This is a genomic window from Aeromonas intestinalis, from assembly GCF_054052485.1.
This window is the reverse complement of record NZ_JBSTYK010000005.1, coordinates 1-18,157: the sequence shown is the minus strand read 5'-3', so window position 1 is coordinate 18,157 and position 18,157 is coordinate 1. Positions and strand designations below refer to the sequence as shown.

Annotated in this window: 15 protein-coding genes; 3 read left to right on the top strand and 12 right to left on the bottom strand. The window is 62.2% G+C overall.

What is annotated here, in order from left to right; all coding sequences use genetic code 11:
* Positions 1 to 10: 10 nt before the first annotated feature.
* From ACW5W7_RS07600 to ACW5W7_RS07590, 3 genes are all read right to left on the bottom strand, one after another.
* Positions 11 to 1,471 (bottom strand): ATP-binding protein, encoded by a 1,461-nt coding sequence (locus tag ACW5W7_RS07600; RefSeq protein WP_456501322.1) that lies wholly within the window; start codon positions 1,469 to 1,471, stop codon positions 11 to 13.
* Positions 1,468 to 2,154 (bottom strand): response regulator, encoded by a 687-nt coding sequence (locus ACW5W7_RS07595; protein WP_456501321.1) that lies wholly within the window; start codon positions 2,152 to 2,154, stop codon positions 1,468 to 1,470. Before ACW5W7_RS07595 ends, ACW5W7_RS07600 begins: the two co-directional genes overlap by 4 nt.
* An 81-nt stretch (positions 2,155 to 2,235) precedes the next feature.
* Entirely contained in the window at positions 2,236 to 3,054 is an 819-nt protein-coding gene (locus tag ACW5W7_RS07590; protein ID WP_456501320.1) for an SDR family oxidoreductase, read from the bottom strand.
* Positions 3,055 to 3,298: 244 nt separating this feature from the next.
* Between ACW5W7_RS07590 and ACW5W7_RS07585 the strand changes: the two genes are divergently transcribed.
* Together ACW5W7_RS07585 and ACW5W7_RS07580 are read left to right on the top strand one after the other, a co-directional pair.
* Positions 3,299 to 3,940: a class I SAM-dependent methyltransferase gene (locus tag ACW5W7_RS07585; RefSeq protein WP_456501319.1), complete on the top strand. Its 642-nt coding sequence runs from the start codon at positions 3,299 to 3,301 to the stop codon at positions 3,938 to 3,940.
* 68 nt (positions 3,941 to 4,008) lie between these two features.
* Positions 4,009 to 5,220 carry a winged helix-turn-helix domain-containing protein gene (locus ACW5W7_RS07580; protein WP_456501318.1) on the top strand — a complete coding sequence of 404 codons (1,212 nt, stop codon included), beginning with the start codon at positions 4,009 to 4,011 and terminating at the stop codon, positions 5,218 to 5,220.
* A gap of 74 nt (positions 5,221 to 5,294) precedes the next feature.
* On the opposite strand, the gene ACW5W7_RS07575 is transcribed toward ACW5W7_RS07580, so the two are convergent.
* From ACW5W7_RS07575 to mscM, 9 genes are all read right to left on the bottom strand, one after another.
* Positions 5,295 to 5,762 carry a YjiG family protein gene (locus ACW5W7_RS07575; protein ID WP_456501317.1) on the bottom strand — a complete coding sequence of 156 codons (468 nt, stop codon included), beginning with the start codon at positions 5,760 to 5,762 and terminating at the stop codon, positions 5,295 to 5,297.
* On the bottom strand, positions 5,759 to 6,478 hold the full coding sequence (locus ACW5W7_RS07570; RefSeq protein ID WP_456501316.1) for a nucleoside recognition domain-containing protein: 720 nt from the start codon (positions 6,476 to 6,478) through the stop codon (positions 5,759 to 5,761). The genes ACW5W7_RS07575 and ACW5W7_RS07570 overlap by 4 nt, the downstream gene beginning before the upstream one ends.
* Before the next feature lie 250 nt (positions 6,479 to 6,728).
* Positions 6,729 to 7,085 (bottom strand): fumarate reductase subunit FrdD, encoded by a 357-nt coding sequence (gene frdD / locus ACW5W7_RS07565; RefSeq protein WP_100861283.1) that lies wholly within the window; start codon positions 7,083 to 7,085, stop codon positions 6,729 to 6,731.
* 10 nt (positions 7,086 to 7,095) lie between these two features.
* Positions 7,096 to 7,494 (bottom strand): fumarate reductase subunit C, encoded by a 399-nt coding sequence (locus ACW5W7_RS07560; RefSeq protein ID WP_456501315.1) that lies wholly within the window; start codon positions 7,492 to 7,494, stop codon positions 7,096 to 7,098.
* Between the two features lie 11 nt (positions 7,495 to 7,505).
* Positions 7,506 to 8,240, bottom strand: a complete 735-nt coding sequence (locus ACW5W7_RS07555; RefSeq protein WP_349919062.1) for a succinate dehydrogenase/fumarate reductase iron-sulfur subunit — start codon at positions 8,238 to 8,240, stop codon at positions 7,506 to 7,508.
* Positions 8,233 to 10,017 (bottom strand): fumarate reductase (quinol) flavoprotein subunit, encoded by a 1,785-nt coding sequence (gene frdA, locus ACW5W7_RS07550; protein ID WP_456501314.1) that lies wholly within the window; start codon positions 10,015 to 10,017, stop codon positions 8,233 to 8,235. Before frdA ends, ACW5W7_RS07555 begins: the two co-directional genes overlap by 8 nt.
* A 522-nt stretch (positions 10,018 to 10,539) precedes the next feature.
* A complete protein-coding gene (locus ACW5W7_RS07545; protein ID WP_456501313.1) occupies positions 10,540 to 12,417 on the bottom strand; it encodes a methyl-accepting chemotaxis protein in 1,878 nt (625 codons plus the stop codon).
* 155 nt (positions 12,418 to 12,572) lie between these two features.
* The gene (locus tag ACW5W7_RS07540) at positions 12,573 to 13,250 is read right to left on the bottom strand and encodes a glycerophosphodiester phosphodiesterase (RefSeq protein ID WP_456501312.1); all 678 of its coding nucleotides are present in this window, start codon (positions 13,248 to 13,250) and stop codon (positions 12,573 to 12,575) included.
* 34 nt (positions 13,251 to 13,284) lie between these two features.
* Complete coding sequence (gene mscM, locus ACW5W7_RS07535; protein ID WP_456501311.1) at positions 13,285 to 16,551, bottom strand: miniconductance mechanosensitive channel MscM; 3,267 nt, start codon at positions 16,549 to 16,551, stop codon at positions 13,285 to 13,287.
* A 157-nt stretch (positions 16,552 to 16,708) separates the two neighbouring features.
* Between mscM and ACW5W7_RS07530 the strand changes: the two genes are divergently transcribed.
* Positions 16,709 to 18,055, top strand: a complete 1,347-nt coding sequence (locus ACW5W7_RS07530) for an MATE family efflux transporter (RefSeq protein WP_456501310.1) — start codon at positions 16,709 to 16,711, stop codon at positions 18,053 to 18,055.
* Positions 18,056 to 18,157: the final 102 nt, after the last annotated feature.

Genomic DNA, 18,157 nt, shown 5'->3' with positions numbered 1-18,157 from the left:
GGGCCGTTTTCTATTGGGGCTGACGGGCTGGGGCGGCGGCAGCGTGAGGGATGGGAAGCCAGATACTGACCTCCAGACCGCCGTGGGGGCGGTTGTGCACGTCCAGACCCGCGCCATGGAGCTCGGCGATGCGCGAGACGATGGCCATGCCGAGGCCCACCCCGTCCCCTTGCTGGGGGTTGACCCGGAAGAAGCGTTCGCACAGGCGGGAGAGGGCGGCGGCCGGGATGCCGGGGCCGCTGTCCCTGACGTCGACCCTGACCCGGTTCCCCTCCGCCGTGACCACGACCGCTATCTCGCCATCGGCCGGTGTATAGCGCAGGGCGTTGTCGATGAGGTTGCTGAACATCAGGTCCATCAACACGGTCTGGCCCATCACCTGCAGGTGCTCTTCCCCCTCAAGGGAGAGCTGCTGCCCCTTCTTGATCGCCAGGGGGGCGAGGGCGGCGAGGGCCCCTTGCAGCAGGGTGCTGAGATCGAGGGGGGTGAGGGCCAGGGACTGCTTATTGTCGATGCGGGCCTGGGTCAGCAACTGGCGGATCAGCCGATCGCTGCGATCCAACGCCAGCAGCATCTTGTGCAGGGCCTGGTCGCGTTCCTGCTGATCCTCGGCGGCCATCAGGTTCTCGCTGTGAATGCGCAGCACCGCGAGCGGCGTGCGCAGCTCATGGGCCGCCTCGTTGGTGAACTGCTTCTCCCGCGCTATGGTGTCCGCCAGGGTGTGCATCAGGCGGTTGATCTCGTTGACGATGGGCGTCAGCTCCCTGGCCTTGATGGTCAAGTTGAGGGGGCTCAGGTTGGCGGGGTGGCGCTCGCTGATGGCCAGGGCCACCTGGCGCAGCGGAGAGAGCCCGGTGGAGATGAGCCACCAGAGCAGGCCGAGCAGGAAGGGCAGGGTGATGAACAGGGGCAGCATGGTCAGGGTGGCCATGGTACTGGCCAGTTCACCACGCTCGTCATCCCGCTCGGCGGCGATGAGCCAGGTGCCTTCCTCCTCGTTGTAGAGGGTGAAGGTACGCCATTCGTGATGATCCTTGGTCTCGCTGTTGAAGCCGCGCTCCAGGGTGGTCAGCGGCTGGGTCGGCGCGCTGGGGGAGCGCACCAGGATCTCCCCCTGCTCGTTGAGCAACTGGAAATAGAGGTTGCGCTCAAACTCATGGCCATAGGGGGTGAACTCCCGATCCCGTGCCAGCAGATTGAGGCTGGTGTCCTTCTGGTAGGGCTCGGGGGCGTTCTGTTCCCACTCCTGATAGATGGCGCCGCCCTCGGGCAAGCGGCTGTGCTGGGCCATGTAGCCTTTAAGCAGCTGGTTGGTGATGCGGGCAGACTGGGCGAGACGGGCATCAAACAGCTCTTCCATCTCGTGGTTGGCTTCCAGATAACCGATGAAACCGCTGACGGCGAGACTAACGCTGACCAGGGCCAGAATGCCCGAGAGCAGGAAGCGGCGGATGGAGTGGACCCGGGTCATGACTGGGCGCCCGCTACTGGATTGTCCTGGGTCGGCACTATGTAACCGACGCCGCGAATGTTGCGGATGAGCTCGGGGTAGAATTTCTTGCGCAGGTGATGGATGTGCACCTCCACCGCATTGCTCTCGGCCCCCTCGTCCCAGCCATAGAGGCTCTGCTGCAACTGCTCCTTGCTCAGTACCCGGCCAGAGTGGCTTACCAGTTCCAGCAGGATCTTGTACTCATGGGGGGTGAGCCTGACGACCTCGCCCCGGTAGCTGACCTGCTGGGCGTCTGGCTGGATCAGGATCTCGCCGTAGCTGATCATGGCCTGGGCCTGTCCCTTGCTGCGGCGCACCAGGGCCCGCAGGCGGGCATTGAGCTCCTGCAGGGCGAAGGGTTTGACCATGTAGTCATCGGAACCGGCGTCCAGCCCGACCACCCTGTCGTCCAGGGCATCGCGGGCGGTGAGGATCAACACCGGAAGCTGATGGCCTTCCCGGCGCAGTTTGCGCAGCAGGCTGAGGCCGTCGATGTCCGGCAGGTTGAGGTCCAGGATCATGGCGGCAAACGCATCGCTCTTGAGGGCCGCGAGGGCCGGCAACCCCAGTTGCAGCCAGTCCACCGTGTAGCCGCTGTGGCGCAGAGCATCCTGCATGCCATCCCCCAGCATTACATCATCCTCCACCAGCAGGATCCGCATCGTCGTTTTTCTCCATAGGTCGGGCCGCCACAGCGGTGGGCGGCCTCAGTTTACATCATAAGGGGTGACAGGTGGCGACCCTTACCTGGCGTTGTGCTCCGTATCGCCAGCGGGCCCATGGCGGGCATAACGCTCGATGAGTGGCGCCTTGCGGGCCATCTGCCAGTCGATGAGCCAGGGGCAGAGAGCATTGAGGCGAACCATCAGCCCCTCTGGCCAGCCCAGCCAGCGGCGACGAGTCTCGTTGCACAGGGCGATGATGGCCTGCTCGGCCACGTCATAGGGGCTGTCGATGGGGGTGTCGATGGCCAAGTGCATGGCGTAGGCGGCCTCGGAGTCCAGCCGGGTGCGGGTGGTGCGCGGGGCGAAATGGATAACTCGGATGCCGGCCCCCGCCAACTCACGGCCCAGGGCTTCGCTGAATCCGTGCAGGGCAAACTTGCTGGCGCAGTAGACGCTGTAACCCGGATAACCGACGCCGCCGAGATTGGCCCCGATGTTCATGATGATGGCGGGCTTGCGCAGCCGGGGCAGCAGGGCGCGGGTTAGCTGGATGGGGGCCTCCACGTTGAGACGCAACTGGCGCTCCACCTGCTCCATGCTCTGATCTTCCAGCCAGGCAAACTGAAGGGTGGCGGCATTGTTGATGAGCACGTCCAGCCCCTTGTCCAGCGCCGGATGTTGCAACAGCTGGGACCGTTCGCCGGGCTGGGCGAGGTTGGCGATCGCTATCTGATGGCGCTCAGGATGGGGAAGCTCCCGGCGCAGGCGCTCCAGCGCACTCCCCTTGCGTCCTTGCAGCAACAGGTGTGCTCCTTGCTCCGCCAGCTCCTGGGCCAGCGCCTCCCCTATGCCGCCACTGGCGCCGGTGAGCAGCACGGTTTTTCCTTGCAGGTTCATGGTGAGGTGTCCATCGATAAGCCAGCCGAAGGGGTGAGCAGGCAGGGGCGATCATCGGGGGATCGCTGCCTTGCCCATGATGCCCCAGGTTAACGGGCGAGGCTTAAGAGAGGCTTAAGGGCTTGATGAGAGAGGATCTTGGTTCTTTCCGGGGCAACCCAGGGTAAAAAACCTTGTCAGTGCCGCCCGGGGCAGGCAACCTGCGGGCCATCAACACCGAGCTCACCCACAGCGAGAACCCACGATGTCTGCCTCCCCCTCCTGCCCGCTTTGCGAGCATCCCCACAGCTACCCCTTGCCCGTGGCGGGCAAGCGTTACCATCGCTGCCAGGGCTGCGAACTGGTCTGGCTGGAGGCGGCGGATCATCTGGATGCCGGGGCGGAGAAGGCGGTCTATGACGGTCACGACAACCGGGTGGACGATCCCGGCTATCGCGGGTTTCTGATGCGGGCCTTCGGGGAGGTGCTGTCCCGGGTATCGCCCCCTGCCAGCGGTCTGGACTTTGGCTGTGGCCCAGGGCCGGCCCTCATCGCCATGGGGCGGGAAGCGGGTTACCAGATGGCGGGTTACGACAAGTTCTATGCCGACGAACCCGAGTTGCTCAACCGCCAGTATGATTTCATCACCAGCACCGAGGTGATCGAGCACCTGGCCGACCCCAGGACCGTGCTGGACGGGCTCTGGCACTGCCTGAAACCCGGCGGCGTGCTGGTACTGCAGACCCAGCGGGTGCTGGGGGACGATCGCTTCAAAACCTGGCGCTATCGCCACGATCCCACCCACATCACCTTCTTCGCCGAGGCGTCTTTTCACACCCTGGGAAGCCGTTGGCAGGCCGGGGTCGCGTTCCCCCATCAGGATGTGGTGATCTTCACCAAACCCTGAGGCCGCCGTTTCCATTTGCCGCCGAGTTGGGCATGCTGATGACCTGCTACCAAGGAGCCGGTATTGCCATGTCCATCCCCCATCTCTCGCTGCAAGACGCCCGTCACCTGCAACTCGCCGCTCAAGGCTTGCTGACGCCCCCCAGACGCAAGGCAACCTCGGCCGATGTGCTGGCCTGCATCCGCCGCATGGCGCTGCTGCAGATAGACACCATACAGGTGGTGGCGCGCAGCCCCTATCTGGTGCTGTTCAGCCGCCTCGGCCAGTACGAACCCGGCTGGCTGGACAGCCTGCTGGCGCGAGGGGAGATCTTCGAATACTGGGCCCATGAGGCCTGCTTCGTGCCCCGTGAGGACTACCGGCTGCTGCGCCACCGCATGCTGGATCCCGCCGCCATGGGCTGGAAGTTCTCCGCCCAGTGGCTCGAGACCCACCAAGACGAGATAGGGCAGATCCTCGAGCGGGTGCGCGCGAGCGGGCCGGTGCGGGCCAGCGACTTCGAGCGCAAGGCGGGCAAGGGCAATGGCTGGTGGGACTGGAAACCCGAGAAGCGCCACCTGGAGGTGCTGTTCACCGCCGGCCAGCTGATGGTAAAGGAGCGCCACAACTTCCAGCGCATCTACGATCTCGCCGAGCGGGTGCGCCCGGACTGGGACGACGGCCGGGACTTGCCGAGCAAGGAGCGCGTGCAGCGAGACATGGTGCGCGCCAGTTGCCGGGCGCTGGGGCTGGTCAAGACCGGCTGGGTGGCGGATTACTATCGACTGCGCAGGGGCAAGTACGATGAGCTGCTCCATCGACTGGCGGACGAGGGGGAGCTGTTGCCGGTGCGGGTGGAAGGCTGGCAGCACGGCGCCTTCGTGCACGCCGCATTGGCAGACGAGCTGGCGCGGGCGCAGGCAGGGACCCTCAAGGCGACCCACAGCGCCGTGCTGTCGCCCTTCGATCCCCTGGTGTGGGATCGCAAGCGGGCCAGCGAGCTGTTCGGGTTCGACTATCGCATCGAGTGCTACACCCCGGCCCCCAAGCGCCAGTACGGCTACTTCGTATTGCCCCTGCTGCGTCGCGGCAAGCTGGTGGGCAGGATGGACGCCAAGGCCCATCGCAAGGAAGGGGTGTTCGAGGTCAAGAGCCTCTATCTGGAGGGCGGGGTCAAGGTGAGCCAGAGTCTGGCCCAGGATCTCCTCAACGCCATCCAGAAGCTGGCGGACTGGCACCAGACCCCGAGCTTGCGCCTTGGCGCCATCCCGGCGTCCCTGCTGGCCCTGTGGCAGGCGTAGTCCTCACCTCAGCTCGCCTCAATGACAGAAGCCAGCCGTTATCCGCGGCTGGCTTTTTTGTTGGGTGGGGAGCGTCAGAGGATCAGGTTCATCACCAGCATGGCGCCGAAGGCGTTGAGCACGGAGATGGCGATCATGATGGGGATGTAGCGCCCCTCGGTACCGATGCAGCCGAGGATGCGGCCCACGTACTGCACCTGGGAGCCCATCAGGTAGATGGCGGGGGCCAGGATGGCGATGTGGGTGCCGGTCAGTATGCCCTGGTCGAACAGTGTGATGACCACGCCGACGGCACCGCCCATGGACATCCAGGCGCCGATCAGCACGGCGGCCGCCTCGCCGGGCAGGCCGAAGACGGCCATGATGGGGGCGAAAATCGTGCCCATGGCGCCGAGGGCACCGGTGATCTGCAGCGCCTTGATGATGACGAAGGCCATCAGCACGTTGGGCACGGTGGAGGTGGTGGCGATGACCCAGCCCTTCTTGGCCCCTTCCACGAAGATGTCGGTGACGATGGGTTTCTTGACGTTGGCCTGGCTCATTTGGCTTGCTCCTGGGCAGAAGTGGGGGCGTTCTCGCTGGACTTGCCTTCGGTCAGGTTGAGGTAGAGGCGGAACAGATTGGCGCCGACGAACTTGAAGGCGAACATCACGATCACCGCGAGGCCGATGGAGGAGGCCACCGCCGGGGTGCCGTCCGCCAGGGTCAGGGTGAAGAGCACGGCGCCGGAGGAGAAGAAGTTCACTATGGTGGCGCCGGCGGAGAACTGGAACATGGTGAAGACGTCGGTCTCGCGCTGGGTGATGAGCTTCTCATCCTTGAGCTGACGGGTCATGGCGGCACCGGCATCTGTGCTCTGCAGGGAGGCGATGAGGGCGAGGCCGGTGTTGCCGGGTACTCCCATCAAGGGGCGCAGCAAGGGGGTCAGCAGCTTGCGGGCGGCCTCCAGGGCGCCGTAGTGCTCCAGTACGTTGATCATGCCGAGGGCGAACATCACGGTGGGGATCAGGGTCAGGGCGAACAGGAAGCCGTCCCGGGCGCCGTTGCCCCCCTTGCCCCGCATATCGGTCATGGCGGTCTTGATGCCGTCGCCACTGTCGCTGACGCTGTGCACCATGGTGCCGAACGATCCGTTGAGGGTGGTGAAATCGAACACCCCGTACCACTGATTGGACTGCAATAGCCCCGAGAAGAAGACGATGGCGAAGGCCAGTGCCAGGTAACTGCCCAGGGTCACCGAGCGTTTCTTGTCAGTCATGATTTGGCTCCATATGGAAAGATATTGACTCGGGATTGATTATGTTGGAGCTATTGACTGTAATATTGATAATTATCAATTCATGTCACTGGAAATGATGTATTTATCAGTGTTTTGTGGTGTGGATCTTTTGTTATTTGGAATATTGATTTGCAGGAAGTTGTCAGGGAGGGGCGAGTCCGGATGGCGGGAGCGTTGGGCATAAAAAAACCGGGCTCTGGGCCCGGTTTTTCAAGTGGTCAGCATCGGTTTACTGGAATACCAGCACCATCAGCAGACCGACGGTGATGGCGGACACCAGGAAAGCGAAGCCATAGAACACATAGTGGTGCAGCTTGGTGGTGTGGATCCCCAGATCGTGCAGACCGTGGTAGATCCGGTGCATGCCGTGCCAGATGGGCAGGGCGATGACCACCAGCAGGATGCAGGCACCCCACCAGGAGCTGGCGAAGGCGAGCACGCGCTCGTAGCTCATGGTCTCCACGTCCATGATGCCCATGGGCACCAGCAGACCTGTGATGAGGACCAGCACCGGCAGCAGCATGGCAACGACCATGCCACCGGCACCAAACAGACCCCAGTAGATGGGTTCGTCAGAACGTCTCATGATTTTCTCCTCAGGCCACGATGATCAGAACAAGCAGGGATACCACCGCCAGTGCCAGGTACTGGGCGATGACGATCGGCTTCTCCGGCACCAGGTCTTCACCACGGAAGATGCGCATGGCCTTGGGGGCCAGGGCGAACCAGGTCTTGGCGTGGAACAGGCAGGCTGCCAGCGTGATGACGTGGAACAGGATGGCGATCGGGCTTTGCAGGGATTCCAGCCAGCCGTTGAACGCTTCCTGACCCTGAACCAGTCGCATCAGACCCCACATCAGCACCACGGCGTAGATGGAGACGAAGATACTGGTGCCTTCGCGGATCATGTAACCGGTGTAGAAGGCGTTCTTCAGCCACCAGTCTTTCTTCATTTCGCGCACGTAGGGCTTACGTTTGCTCTGGGTGTTGTTCATGGTCTCACTCCTCAATCCGGCTTGAACATGGCGATCATGTAGTCCTTGGCGCTCTCGACCTTGCCAAGCTGGATGGCGGCGGCCGGATCCACACCCTTCGGACAGACATCAGAGCAGTAACCCACGAAGGTACAGCCCCAGACGCCCTCGTCCTGGCTCAGGATCTTCATCCGCTCCTTGGACGCGCTGTCGCGGTTGTCGGCGTTGTAGCGATAGGCCAGTGCCAGTGCCGCCGGACCGGTGAACTTCTTGTTGATGCCGTACTGCGGGCAGGCCGCGTAGCACAGACCGCAGTTGATGCACATGGAGAACTGGTGATACTTCGCCATGTCTGCCGGGGTCTGGGTGTACTCGCCGTCGCACAGGCTGCGCGGTTCGCTCGGGATGATGTAGGGCTTGATGCTCTCCAGCTTCTCGATGAAGTCGGACATGTCCACCACCAGATCGCGCTCGATGGGGAAGTTGTTGAGCGGCTCTATGGTCATCTTGCCCGGCAGGTAGTCCCGCAGGAAGGTCTTGCAGCCGAGTTTGGGAATGCCGTTGACCATCATGCCGCAGGAGCCGCAGATCGCCATCCGGCAGGACCAGCGGAAGCTCAAGGTGGAGTCCAGCTGATCCTTGATGTACTGCAGGGCGTCCAGCAGGGACATCTCTTTCAGGTAGGGCACCTGGAAGGTCTGCATCCAGGGCTCGTTGTCCTGCTCCGGTCGGTAGCGCAGGATCTCAATTTCGATCATCTCAGCCATTCTTCTTAGCCTCGTCTTGTTTCTCACCCTCGGAACCGTACACACGTTTTGCCGGTTGGGATTTAGTGATCTTCACATCGGAGTAATCGATGGTCGGGGCCCCTTCATCGTTGTAGAAGGAGAGAGTGTGCTTGAGGAAGTTCACGTCATCGCGCTCCTCATAACCGTCCAGGCGCTGGTGGGAACCACGGGACTCTTTACGGTTGATGGCGGAGTGAGCCATGGCTTCGGCCACGTCCAGCATGTAGCCCAGTTCGATGGCGTACAGCAGGTCGGTGTTGAAGACAGAGGACTTGTCGTTGATCTTGATCTTCTTGTAGCGGGCCTTGAGCTCGTTGATCTTGTCGATGGTGCCTTGCATCAGCTCTTCGGTACGGTAGATACCGACCCCGGCTTCCATGGACATGCCAAGCTCGTTGCGGATATCGGCCGGGTTCTCGGTGCCGTCGATGTCCAGCAGGGCGAGATGCTGCTTGATGAGCGCTTCTGCCTTGGCGGCCAGGGCCTGGGTGTTGCCGTGATCCTGGGTCTTGGCGAATGCAGCGGCGTGCTCACCGGCCACCTTGCCGAACACCACGATCTCGGACAGGGAGTTGGAACCCAGACGGTTCGCGCCGTGCAGACCGACGGAGGCACACTCGCCGAGGGCATACAGGCCCGGCATACGGGTCGCGCACTGGCCATTGGTCTCGATGCCGCCCATGGTGTAGTGCGCGGTCGGGCGCACCGGGATCGGCTCTTTCACCGGATCCACGCCCACGTAGGCCTTGGCCAGCTCGCAGATGAAGGGCAGACGCTCTTTGAGGTATTTCTCGCCGAGGTGACGCAGGTCCAGGTGAACCACATCCCCCATGGGGCCCTGGATCACGCGGCCTTTTTGCTGCTCCTGCCAGAATGCCTGGGAGAGGCGATCGCGGGGACCCAGTTCCATGTGCTTGTTCTTCGGCTGGCCGACCGGGGTTTCCGGGCCCAGACCGTAGTCTTGCAGGTAGCGGTAGCCATCCTTGTTCACCAGGATGCCACCCTCACCACGACAACCTTCGGTCATCAGGATACCGGTACCGGGCAGGCCGGTCGGGTGATACTGCACGAATTCCATGTCGCGCAGGGGCACGCCGTGGCGGTAGGCCAGCGCCATGCCGTCACCGGTGACGATGCCGCCGTTGGTGTTGTAGCGATAGACACGGCCGGCGCCGCCGGTGGCCAGAATGACGGATTTGGCCTGGATGAAGCGGGTGATGCCGTTCTGGATGTCGAAGGTCAGGACACCTTGCACGCGGCCATCTTCCACGATCAAGTCCATGCAGAAGTGCTCGTCGAAGCGCTTGATGCTCGGATACTTGATGGAGGTCTGGAACAGGGTGTGCAGGATGTGGAAACCGGATTTGTCGGCGGCAAACCAGGTGCGGGGGATCTTCATCCCGCCGAAGCGGCGCACGTTCGCCTTGCCGTCCGGCTTGCGGCTCCAGGGGCAGCCCCAGTGTTCCAGCTGGATCATCTCGTTGGTCGCGTTGTGGACGAAGTAATCGACCACGTCCTGCTCACACAACCAGTCGCCACCGGATACGGTGTCGTTGAAGTGGTTCTCGAGGGAGTCATCGTCACGGACGACACCGGCGGCGCCGCCTTCTGCGGCCACTGTGTGGCTGCGCATCGGGTAAACCTTGGAAATCAGGGCGATATCCAGTTCCGGGTGAGCTTCCGCGATGGCGATAGCGGCACGCAGGCCACCACCACCGGCACCGATGATGGCGACATCGGTCTTGATAATATCCACATCTGCCTCCTTAGGGATAGATTTGCTAGGCACGATTTTGCTCTATGAAAAAAATTCAGGCTTGATGCAAGTCAAACTGCTTTGTTTTAGTGCGTGGCAATGGTGGTTTTCGTTGAAACCACCCCATTCCTTGGAGAAAAATGCCGTCGTTATCGCCATCCATCGCTGTTCCGGATCGGCCGCAGCCATTGCCTTCATTGCTTTAACCCCAAGATTGTACGTATTATTCTTTCAGTAAAATGAGAAACACCTCTCTTTTTAGGTATTTCCCATAAAGTTTTTAAGTTTTTTATCAAGAAAATTTAATAATAATTATTCACATCTTGTTTGTGGCCAAAAGGCTTCGAAAAAGTAATGCGAATATAGCCGTGATGGGATTCTTATGCGTCATCTCATTGGCCGAAGGGGGAGGCAGATCACAGCATAGCGGTGGTGAAGGGCAATTATAACCATTGAAATGAAAAGGGTTTTACTAAAAAAGAGGGCCCATCTGGCCCCCTCTGTCATCTTGTCGGAATGAGATCAAATCCGGAACATGCCCACCTGATTGTTCAGCTCGCCTGAGATATTTTTGAGCTGGGCCGACAGGTTGCGGGAGCTGTCCGCATCCACCGCCAGCTCGTCAGAGACATCCTTGACTGCCTGGATGTTGCGGCTGACCTCGTCGGTGACCGCCCGCTGTTCCTCGGCGGCGCTGGAGATCTGGGTTGCCATGTCGGAGATCTGGTTGATGGAGGTGGTGATCTGCTCCAGCGCCTGGGTGGCATCGTTCGCATCTTCCACGCTGTTCTGAGCCAGCAACTGGCCTTCGTGCATGGTGCTGACCGCCCCCTGAGTGTTGCGCTGCAGGGTCTCTATCATGCTGCGGATCTCGACGGTGGAGCTGTGGGTGCGCTGGGACAGCACCCGCACCTCGTCGGCCACCACGGCGAAGCCACGGCCCTGTTCGCCGGCCCGGGCCGCCTCGATGGCGGCGTTCAGCGCCAACAGGTTGGTCTGCTCGGCGATGCCCTGAATGGTGGAGAGGATGGTGTTGATCTCCTGCGCATTTTTCTCCAGCTCCTGGATGATGCCGGAGGCCTGCTTGACCTGGGTCGCCAGATCCGTGATGGAGCGCTGGTTGCGGGCGATCACCTGCTTGCCGTGTTCACAGCTGCTGGAGCTGCTGCGGGCGGCCTCGGCGGTCTGCTCGGCGTTGCTGGCCACCTCCACCGCGGTGGCGGACATCTCGTGTACCGCGGTCGCAATCTGGGAGATCTCGTTCTGCTGGCGCGCCAGTCCCTGATTGGACTTCTCCGCCATGTCGTGGGAGGACCTGGCCTGCTGGTTCAACTGACCGGAGGAGTTGGAAATGTCCTGCACCATCACGTGGATGCGTTCGATGAAGGTGTTGACGTGGCTGGCGACGGCGCCCACCTCGTCCTGGCGCTCGATCTTGATGCGGCGGGTCAGATCGCCGCTGCCACGGGAGAGATCCGCGATGGCCTCGCCCAGGGTCTTCAGCGGCGCCAGGGAGCCGTTGATGGCGACGTAGGAGAAGCCCGCCACGATGAGGATGGTGAACAGCCCCTGCAGCAAGGCCGAGGTCACCATGCGGGAGACGGACTGATAGGCGACCGCCTCATCCACGACGATACCGAAATACCAGTTGGTGTTGGGGATCTCGGTCAAGTCGAACACGCTCGCCTTGCCGCTGATCTCCATCTCGGAGATGGTGTTGTCGTGGGCCAGTTCGTTGACCTTGGCGGGGGTCAGGTCCGGGGAGAGGGCGGTGGCCTGTTTCAGGGTCAGCGAGGTGTCCGGGTGGGCGATGATGGTGCCGTTGCTGTCCAGCAGGATGGCGTAGGTGCCCTCCGAATTTGTGGCCAGCACGTCTTTCACCAGACCGTCGATGGAGACGTCACCGGCGATCACCCCTTGGGTGTTGCCGCGAGTGAAGGGCTCGGCGATGGTGATGATGAGGTTGCCCGAGGCAGCGTCGGCATAGGGGGCCGTGATGGCGAGCTTGCCGGCCGCGGTGGCGTCCTTGTACCAGGGGCGCTGGCGCGGATCATAGCCGGCGGGCAGGTCGGTGGGCTTGCTCTGGATCATGCGGCCATCCTGGGTGCCCGCATAGACCAGATCGAAGTTGCCCGCGTGCATGGACTGGGCCAGGTGGCTGATGGGCTCGTCCTCCTTGGCAAACGCCTCCTTGGTGGAAGTCACCATGCTGATGCGGGCGTCGAGCCAGCGGGAGATCCCCTTGACGTTGGCGGCGGAGCTGTCGTCGATAAAGCTCCAGATCAGGCGCTGGGTCTCGCTGCGCAGTTGCGTGGTGTTGTACCAGACCTGCAGGCCGGTAATGAGCAAAATGATGATCCCGATGGCCAGGACCAGCTTGTTCTTGATCGATAGATTCATGGTTACATCCTTGTGAGCGTCAGTCTGAGATCTGCGGTGCTTTATATTGTTATTGGCCAAATTTGTATCGGCCCGCCGTGCATTTTATGTATCCCGATGCGCACTTATTTTCAGTTTTTTTCACCTCCCCATGGCCCGCCAGGGCGCGTAAATACTCACTTGAATCGATCTGGTCGGTTGGTAAAGATGCCATCGACACCCATGGCTGCGAGTGTGTCTCTGTCACTCATCTCATCGACCGTATAGACCAGGACCTTTAACCCTCGTTGGTGGGCGTCCGCCACCAGCTCCGCATCCACGAAGTCCACGTCGCAGTTGAGGGACCAGGCCCCGAGTCGCTCGGCGAACTCGGCCAGCTGGAGCGGCAGGTTGGCGATCAGAGCGCCGATCCTGAGCTCGGGCCGCAATGCCTTGAAGCGGGCAAGTTCCGGATGGTGGAAGGAGGAGATGACCCAGTGGGCCGGGGTGAAGCCGAGCTCAGCCTCGGCGCGGTGGGTCAGGGCGGCCACTGCCTCTGCGGTGTGGGCTCCCTTGAGCTCGATATGCAGATCGCAGCGCCCCGCAATCAGGGTCATCACCTGCCACAGGGTCGGGATCGATTCCCCCTGACCCGCATCCAGGTTCATCAGATAGGCGGTCGACTGTTCGGTGAGCACCCCGTGACCATCGGTGCAGCGCTCCAACCGCCGGTCATGGAACACCCAGAGCTCGCCATCTGCCCACTGTACGTCCAGTTCGATGGCCCCGGCGCCAAGCTCGATGGCGACTGCCATGGCCTTGAGGGTATTCTCCGGCGCCAGCCCGCTGGCACCTCTATGGGCAATGATCTGCATGGATGTCACTCCTCTCTCTGGGCCGGGCCCACTGTTATTCCCGGCTCATCCTGATATCGATCTGCTGGTGAGGCAGATGCATGCCGAGCCGGGTCAGCTTGTCCAGGATCAGCGAGTGGACCTCGTGAGTGATCGGCATGCGGTGATCCATGTTGTTGACGTAGAGCCGGATCTCGTAGATGAGGGCCGAGTCGGTGAACTCGATGAGGAACACCTCCGGGGTCGGGGTATCCAGCACCAGGGTGGACTCCTGCACGCACTGCTCCAGCAACTGTTGCACCCGCTTGGGATCCTGGGTCAGGCCGATGCGGATGCGCAGCTTGACCCGGGTGATGGCGTCAGACAGGGACCAGTTGATGAACTGCTCGGTGATGAAGGCCTTGTTGGGAACGATGATCTCCTTTCGATCCCAATCCACGATAGTGGTGGCGCGGGTCTTGATCTTGGTGACCGTGCCGGTCAGGTCACGGATGGTGACGGTGTCGCCGAGGCGGATCGGTTTCTCGAACAGGATGATGAGGCCGGAGACGAAGTTCGCGAAGATCTCCTGCAGACCGAAGCCCAGGCCCACCGAGAGGGCCGCCACCAGCCACTGGGTCTTGGACCAGTCGATGCCCAGCATGGAGAAGCCGGTGAGGGCACCAATCAGGATCACCAGATACTTGCTGACCGTGGTGAGGGCGAAGCCGGTACCCGGGGAAAGGCTCAAGTGCTGGAGCAGGGTGAGCTCCATCAGCCCCGGCAGATTGCGGGCGGTGACCACGGTCAGGATGAAGACGAAGGCGGTCAGCATCAGATCCTGCAAGGTGATGGCGGAGAGTTGTTCGATACCCGCCACCTTGCTGCTCACCTGCCACACCTCGATGCTGCTGAGGAAACTGAACGCCGAATTGAGATCCGCCCACTGCACCACCAGCAGCATGGTGAAGCCCAGCATCAGCAGGGTACGGACCAGGCCGAGGGACTGGGCGCTGATGGTGTCCAGATCCAGTTCGGGTTCGTCGATCACGTCAGGGATCTCCGAGCTCAAGTCATCCTCATCCCGCCCCCGTTGGGCCAGGATCTCCGCCCGCTTCTGCTTGGCGCGGTCGAAGGCGAGCCGACGACGCTGGATCAGCATCCAGCGATGGGCCAGATAGTAGAAGAGCAGGCAGCCGAGCCCGGTGAGCAGGCTCAGCTCCAGTTGGCGCAGCAGGGTGCGGGAGGTGTAGAAGTAGCCGAACAGGGAGCCCAGCACCGCCAGCAGCGGGGCCAGCATCAGGCTGTTCCAGACGAAGTGGTGCAGCAGGTGCGGTTTGCTCATGTCGGCCTGGCCCCAGGTGAGCGGCAACCGCTCCCGGTTGAGGCGGGCGAAGAACAGCAACAGCCAGAGCGCCCCGATGATGAAGGAGAGGCGACCGAGGGAGTCGTAGAAGGCGTGCTCCTGATAGCTGCTGGCCATGCCCTGCACGAAGAAGCAGGGGATCAGTACCAGCAGCAGGGTGCGGAACTGGCCCCAGACCCGCTGTACCCGCTCTTTCTGCCAGCGGAAATGGAGGATCAGTATCCCCTTGTCCAGGGTGAGGTGGCGGGCCACCAGCAGCGCCAGCAGCAGGAACCAGATCTCGCCGAGGCCCCGGGCCACCGCGACGGCAAACGGATACTGCCAGGCGCCATCCAGCAGACCGTGGAGCATCAGCACCATGGCAGGCAGGGGCAGGGCCGCCAGCAGGGAGCGGATCAGCAGCCGGTTGGTGAGGCTGAACTTGTCCTGGGTCACCTTGCCGATGCGCGGGGCTATGTACTGGCAATACTCCGTCAGGTGGCGTGCGAGCTTCACCCAGCACCAGAGCAGGCCGAGCAGGCCGAGACCCGCCAGGGTCAGGCTCATGGGGCTGTTGTCGGCGATGGCTTTGGGCAGTTGCAGCCAGTTGACCGGATCCAGCGCCAGTCCCAGGGCGGCGGGCACGCCGAGCAGTACGGCGGGGCTCAGGGGACGTACGTCCGGCATCCAGAACAGGTGGCTGGCACTGAGCTCGCGCACCTCGTCGATCTTGCTGTTCTGGCGGCTGTAGATGAGCTTGAGGCGCGTCTGCTCCTGAATGAGGGTATCGGAGGCATCGTTGAGACGGGTCAGCAACTGCCGCCTGGCCTTGAGCAGATTGTCCAGCACCGATCGCTGGGCCCGGTCCAGGCTCACGCCGTCCAGCAACTGGTTGCGCACCAGGGCGGGATCCTTGAGGGCATCCTGCTCCGTCTCATATTGGTACTTGGCCATGCGGGCCTTGACGATGGCGGACTCCAGCTTGTCCAGCGGGAAGTAGGCGGGCAGATCGGCGAGCTTGCTGCGCAGGTTCTCCCCATAGGCGTTGCTGATCTGCAGCCATTCCAGCTGTTCGCGCACCGAATTGACCAGGTCGTTCAGGCCGGAGAGGGACTTGTCGACCCCGCGCTGCTCATCCTGCACCCGCTCAATCTGATCCTCCAGAGCACCAAGCTGGATGGAGAGCGCCTGGTTCTGTTGTTGCTGCTCCTGCAACAGGGGCAGATCCGAGGTGAGCTGCCTGCGCAGGCGCTCGCTCTCGGCCAGCGCCAGTTCCGTCTTCTCCCGCCGCAGCAGGTTCTGCTGGGCGAGCAGGCTGGCCTGCCACTCGTCCTCGTCGGTGATGGCGAGGTTGAGCTCTTGCAACTTCAGCTTGCCGAGATCGTTGCGCTGCTGGGCGGAGAGTTGCTCCAGTTCCAGCATCTGGATCCGGTCGGAGAGGCTCTGCTCCTTGAGCCGGGTCGCCAGTTGCTGGGCCTCCTGCAATCGATCCGAGCCATTGCTAAAGCTCAGCCGGTCGAGCTGGGCGCGGGTCTGCTGCAGCTGTTTGCGCAGTTCGTCGACCCGCTGGTGATACTCCTGGCCCGTGCTTTCCAGCTGGTTGAGGGCATCGGTCACCCCCTGGCGTTCCTTGCGCAGGTTGAGCTGCCGGTTGCTGCTGAGACTGATGGCCTGGCGCAGGGCATCTTCCTTGAGGGAGGAGAGGGACGGGCGAGACTGGGGCTGGTAGTTGTGCAGACTCTCCTTGAGGCGAGCGGACTCCTTGGGGTAGTCGATGAGGATCTGCTGATAAACCTTGCCCTGTTCCCGGTAACGCTCGGCATCACGGGCGTATTGCAGCGCCTGCTGGTAGCTCTCCCTCAGTTGCTGGTTTTCCGGGCTATCGGTCTTGGGAACGTTTTGCAACAGCTCCTCTACCTGGGTGATGGCATCGTCGGCCTTGGCGAAAAAGGGGAGCAGGCTGAGACAAAGCATCAGACAGAGCAGGCGTTGCAACATGGCGCACGTTTCCGTTCATGAGAGTTGGCCCTAGCCTAAAGCAGGGGAGGGGGTGGGTAAAGTTTTCCATATTAATGATTCCCAACATAAATAACGGGTGAAAAGGGTTTTGTTTGGCTATTATCCTGCGCGTTTCCCCCTGTTGCTGAGCATCTGAATGTCCACCCTTGATCTGGGCACGGCGCCCCTGTCCCGTCTTTTCCTTCGCTACGTCACGCCGACGGTGGCGGCCATGCTGGTCACCGGCATCTATGTCACCATAGATGGCATCTTCATCGGTCATATCCTGGGGCAGGATGGCCTGGCAGGCATGATGCTGGCCTACCCCATCTGCGCCGTGCTCTATGCGGTGGGAGCGCTGATTGGCATGGGCTCTTCCTCCCTGGCCTCCTTCTATCTGGGCAAGGGGGAGCAAGCCAGGGCTCGCCATATCGTCGGCAATGCGCTGGTGATGGTGCTCATCGCCTCGGTCCTGCTCACCTTTGTCGGCATTCGCTATGGCGGCGCCATGCTGGCCTGGATGGGGGCTGAGGGGGTCATCTTCGAGGCCGGCCTCGCTTATCTGAAGTGGTACGCCTGGCTCGGGGTCTTCGCCGTGCTCTCCATGGCGTTCAGTGCCTTGCTGCGCAACGACGGTCGCCCCGGCCTCACCACCTGGATCCTGGTGGGGGGCGGCGTGCTCAACGTGCTGCTCGACTACCTGCTGATGGCGGTGATCCCCTGGGGGCTGGCGGGGGCGGCCATCGCCACCATGCTCTCTCAGGCGGTCACCGGCGGTCTCTGTCTGTGGCACTTCTTCACCCCTCGCAGCCAACTGTGCATCCGCTGGGACACGCTGATACCGGATTGGCGGCTGATGGGGGAAACCCTGCGACTCGGGGTGTCGAGCTTCCTGATGTATCTCTATCTCTCCGTGGTGCTGGCACTGCACAACAAGGCGTTGCTGGCGGTGGGCAGCTCGCTGCACGTGGCGGCTTACGGGGTACTCAGCTACAGCGAGGCCTTCTTCTATCTCATCTTCGAGGGGATCGCCATGGGCATCCAGCCTATCGCCAGCTTCAACGCGGGGGCCGGCCACTGGCAGCGGGTGCTGCGGGTACGCAATCTGGCACTGGGAGTGACTGTGGTGGTGGCACTCTGTGGCATGATCCCGCTGTATATCTGGCCTGAGGCAGTGGTTTATCTGTTTGCGGGGGACAATGCGGCCCTGCTGCCGGTGGCCACCCTCGGCATCTGGCTCTACTTCTGGGGATTGCCCATGGAGGGCTTGTTGCTGGTGGGGGCCGTCTACTTCCAGGCCATCAACCGGGCCAGGATCGCCTCCCTGCTTACCGGCGGCAAGCTGGTGTTGATCGGCGGCTTCTTGTGGGGCTTTTCCTCGCTGTGGGGAGTGGCCGGGGTCTGGCTGGCGTTGCCGACCTGCAGCACAGTGCTGGCCCTGCTGATGTGGCGGGCCATGAACAAGGAAGCGGCGCTGCATGCGGGCCTGCCCAGAGAGGAGTGATTGGAGCGAGCGAGTCTATCGCCAAAAGAGAAGAGGGCGCCGGGGGGGGGGGCGGGTGGTTTTTTTTGGGCGCAGGGGGTGGGTACGCCGCAGGAGATTGGG

Coding starts and splice junctions, on each gene's coding strand:
- ACW5W7_RS07600 (WP_456501322.1), bottom strand. CDS start 1,471: ATGACCCGGGTCCACTCCATCCGCCGCTTCCTGCTCTCGGGCATTCTG.
- ACW5W7_RS07595 (WP_456501321.1), bottom strand. CDS start 2,154: ATGCGGATCCTGCTGGTGGAGGATGATGTAATGCTGGGGGATGGCATG.
- ACW5W7_RS07590 (WP_456501320.1), bottom strand. CDS start 3,054: ATGAACCTGCAAGGAAAAACCGTGCTGCTCACCGGCGCCAGTGGCGGC.
- ACW5W7_RS07585 (WP_456501319.1), top strand. CDS start 3,299: ATGTCTGCCTCCCCCTCCTGCCCGCTTTGCGAGCATCCCCACAGCTAC.
- ACW5W7_RS07580 (WP_456501318.1), top strand. CDS start 4,009: ATGTCCATCCCCCATCTCTCGCTGCAAGACGCCCGTCACCTGCAACTC.
- ACW5W7_RS07575 (WP_456501317.1), bottom strand. CDS start 5,762: ATGAGCCAGGCCAACGTCAAGAAACCCATCGTCACCGACATCTTCGTG.
- ACW5W7_RS07570 (WP_456501316.1), bottom strand. CDS start 6,478: ATGACTGACAAGAAACGCTCGGTGACCCTGGGCAGTTACCTGGCACTG.
- frdD (WP_100861283.1), bottom strand. CDS start 7,085: ATGAGACGTTCTGACGAACCCATCTACTGGGGTCTGTTTGGTGCCGGT.
- ACW5W7_RS07560 (WP_456501315.1), bottom strand. CDS start 7,494: ATGAACAACACCCAGAGCAAACGTAAGCCCTACGTGCGCGAAATGAAG.
- ACW5W7_RS07555 (WP_349919062.1), bottom strand. CDS start 8,240: ATGGCTGAGATGATCGAAATTGAGATCCTGCGCTACCGACCGGAGCAG.
- ACW5W7_RS07545 (WP_456501313.1), bottom strand. CDS start 12,417: ATGAATCTATCGATCAAGAACAAGCTGGTCCTGGCCATCGGGATCATC.
- ACW5W7_RS07540 (WP_456501312.1), bottom strand. CDS start 13,250: ATGCAGATCATTGCCCATAGAGGTGCCAGCGGGCTGGCGCCGGAGAAT.
- mscM (WP_456501311.1), bottom strand. CDS start 16,551: ATGTTGCAACGCCTGCTCTGTCTGATGCTTTGTCTCAGCCTGCTCCCC.
- ACW5W7_RS07530 (WP_456501310.1), top strand. CDS start 16,709: ATGTCCACCCTTGATCTGGGCACGGCGCCCCTGTCCCGTCTTTTCCTT.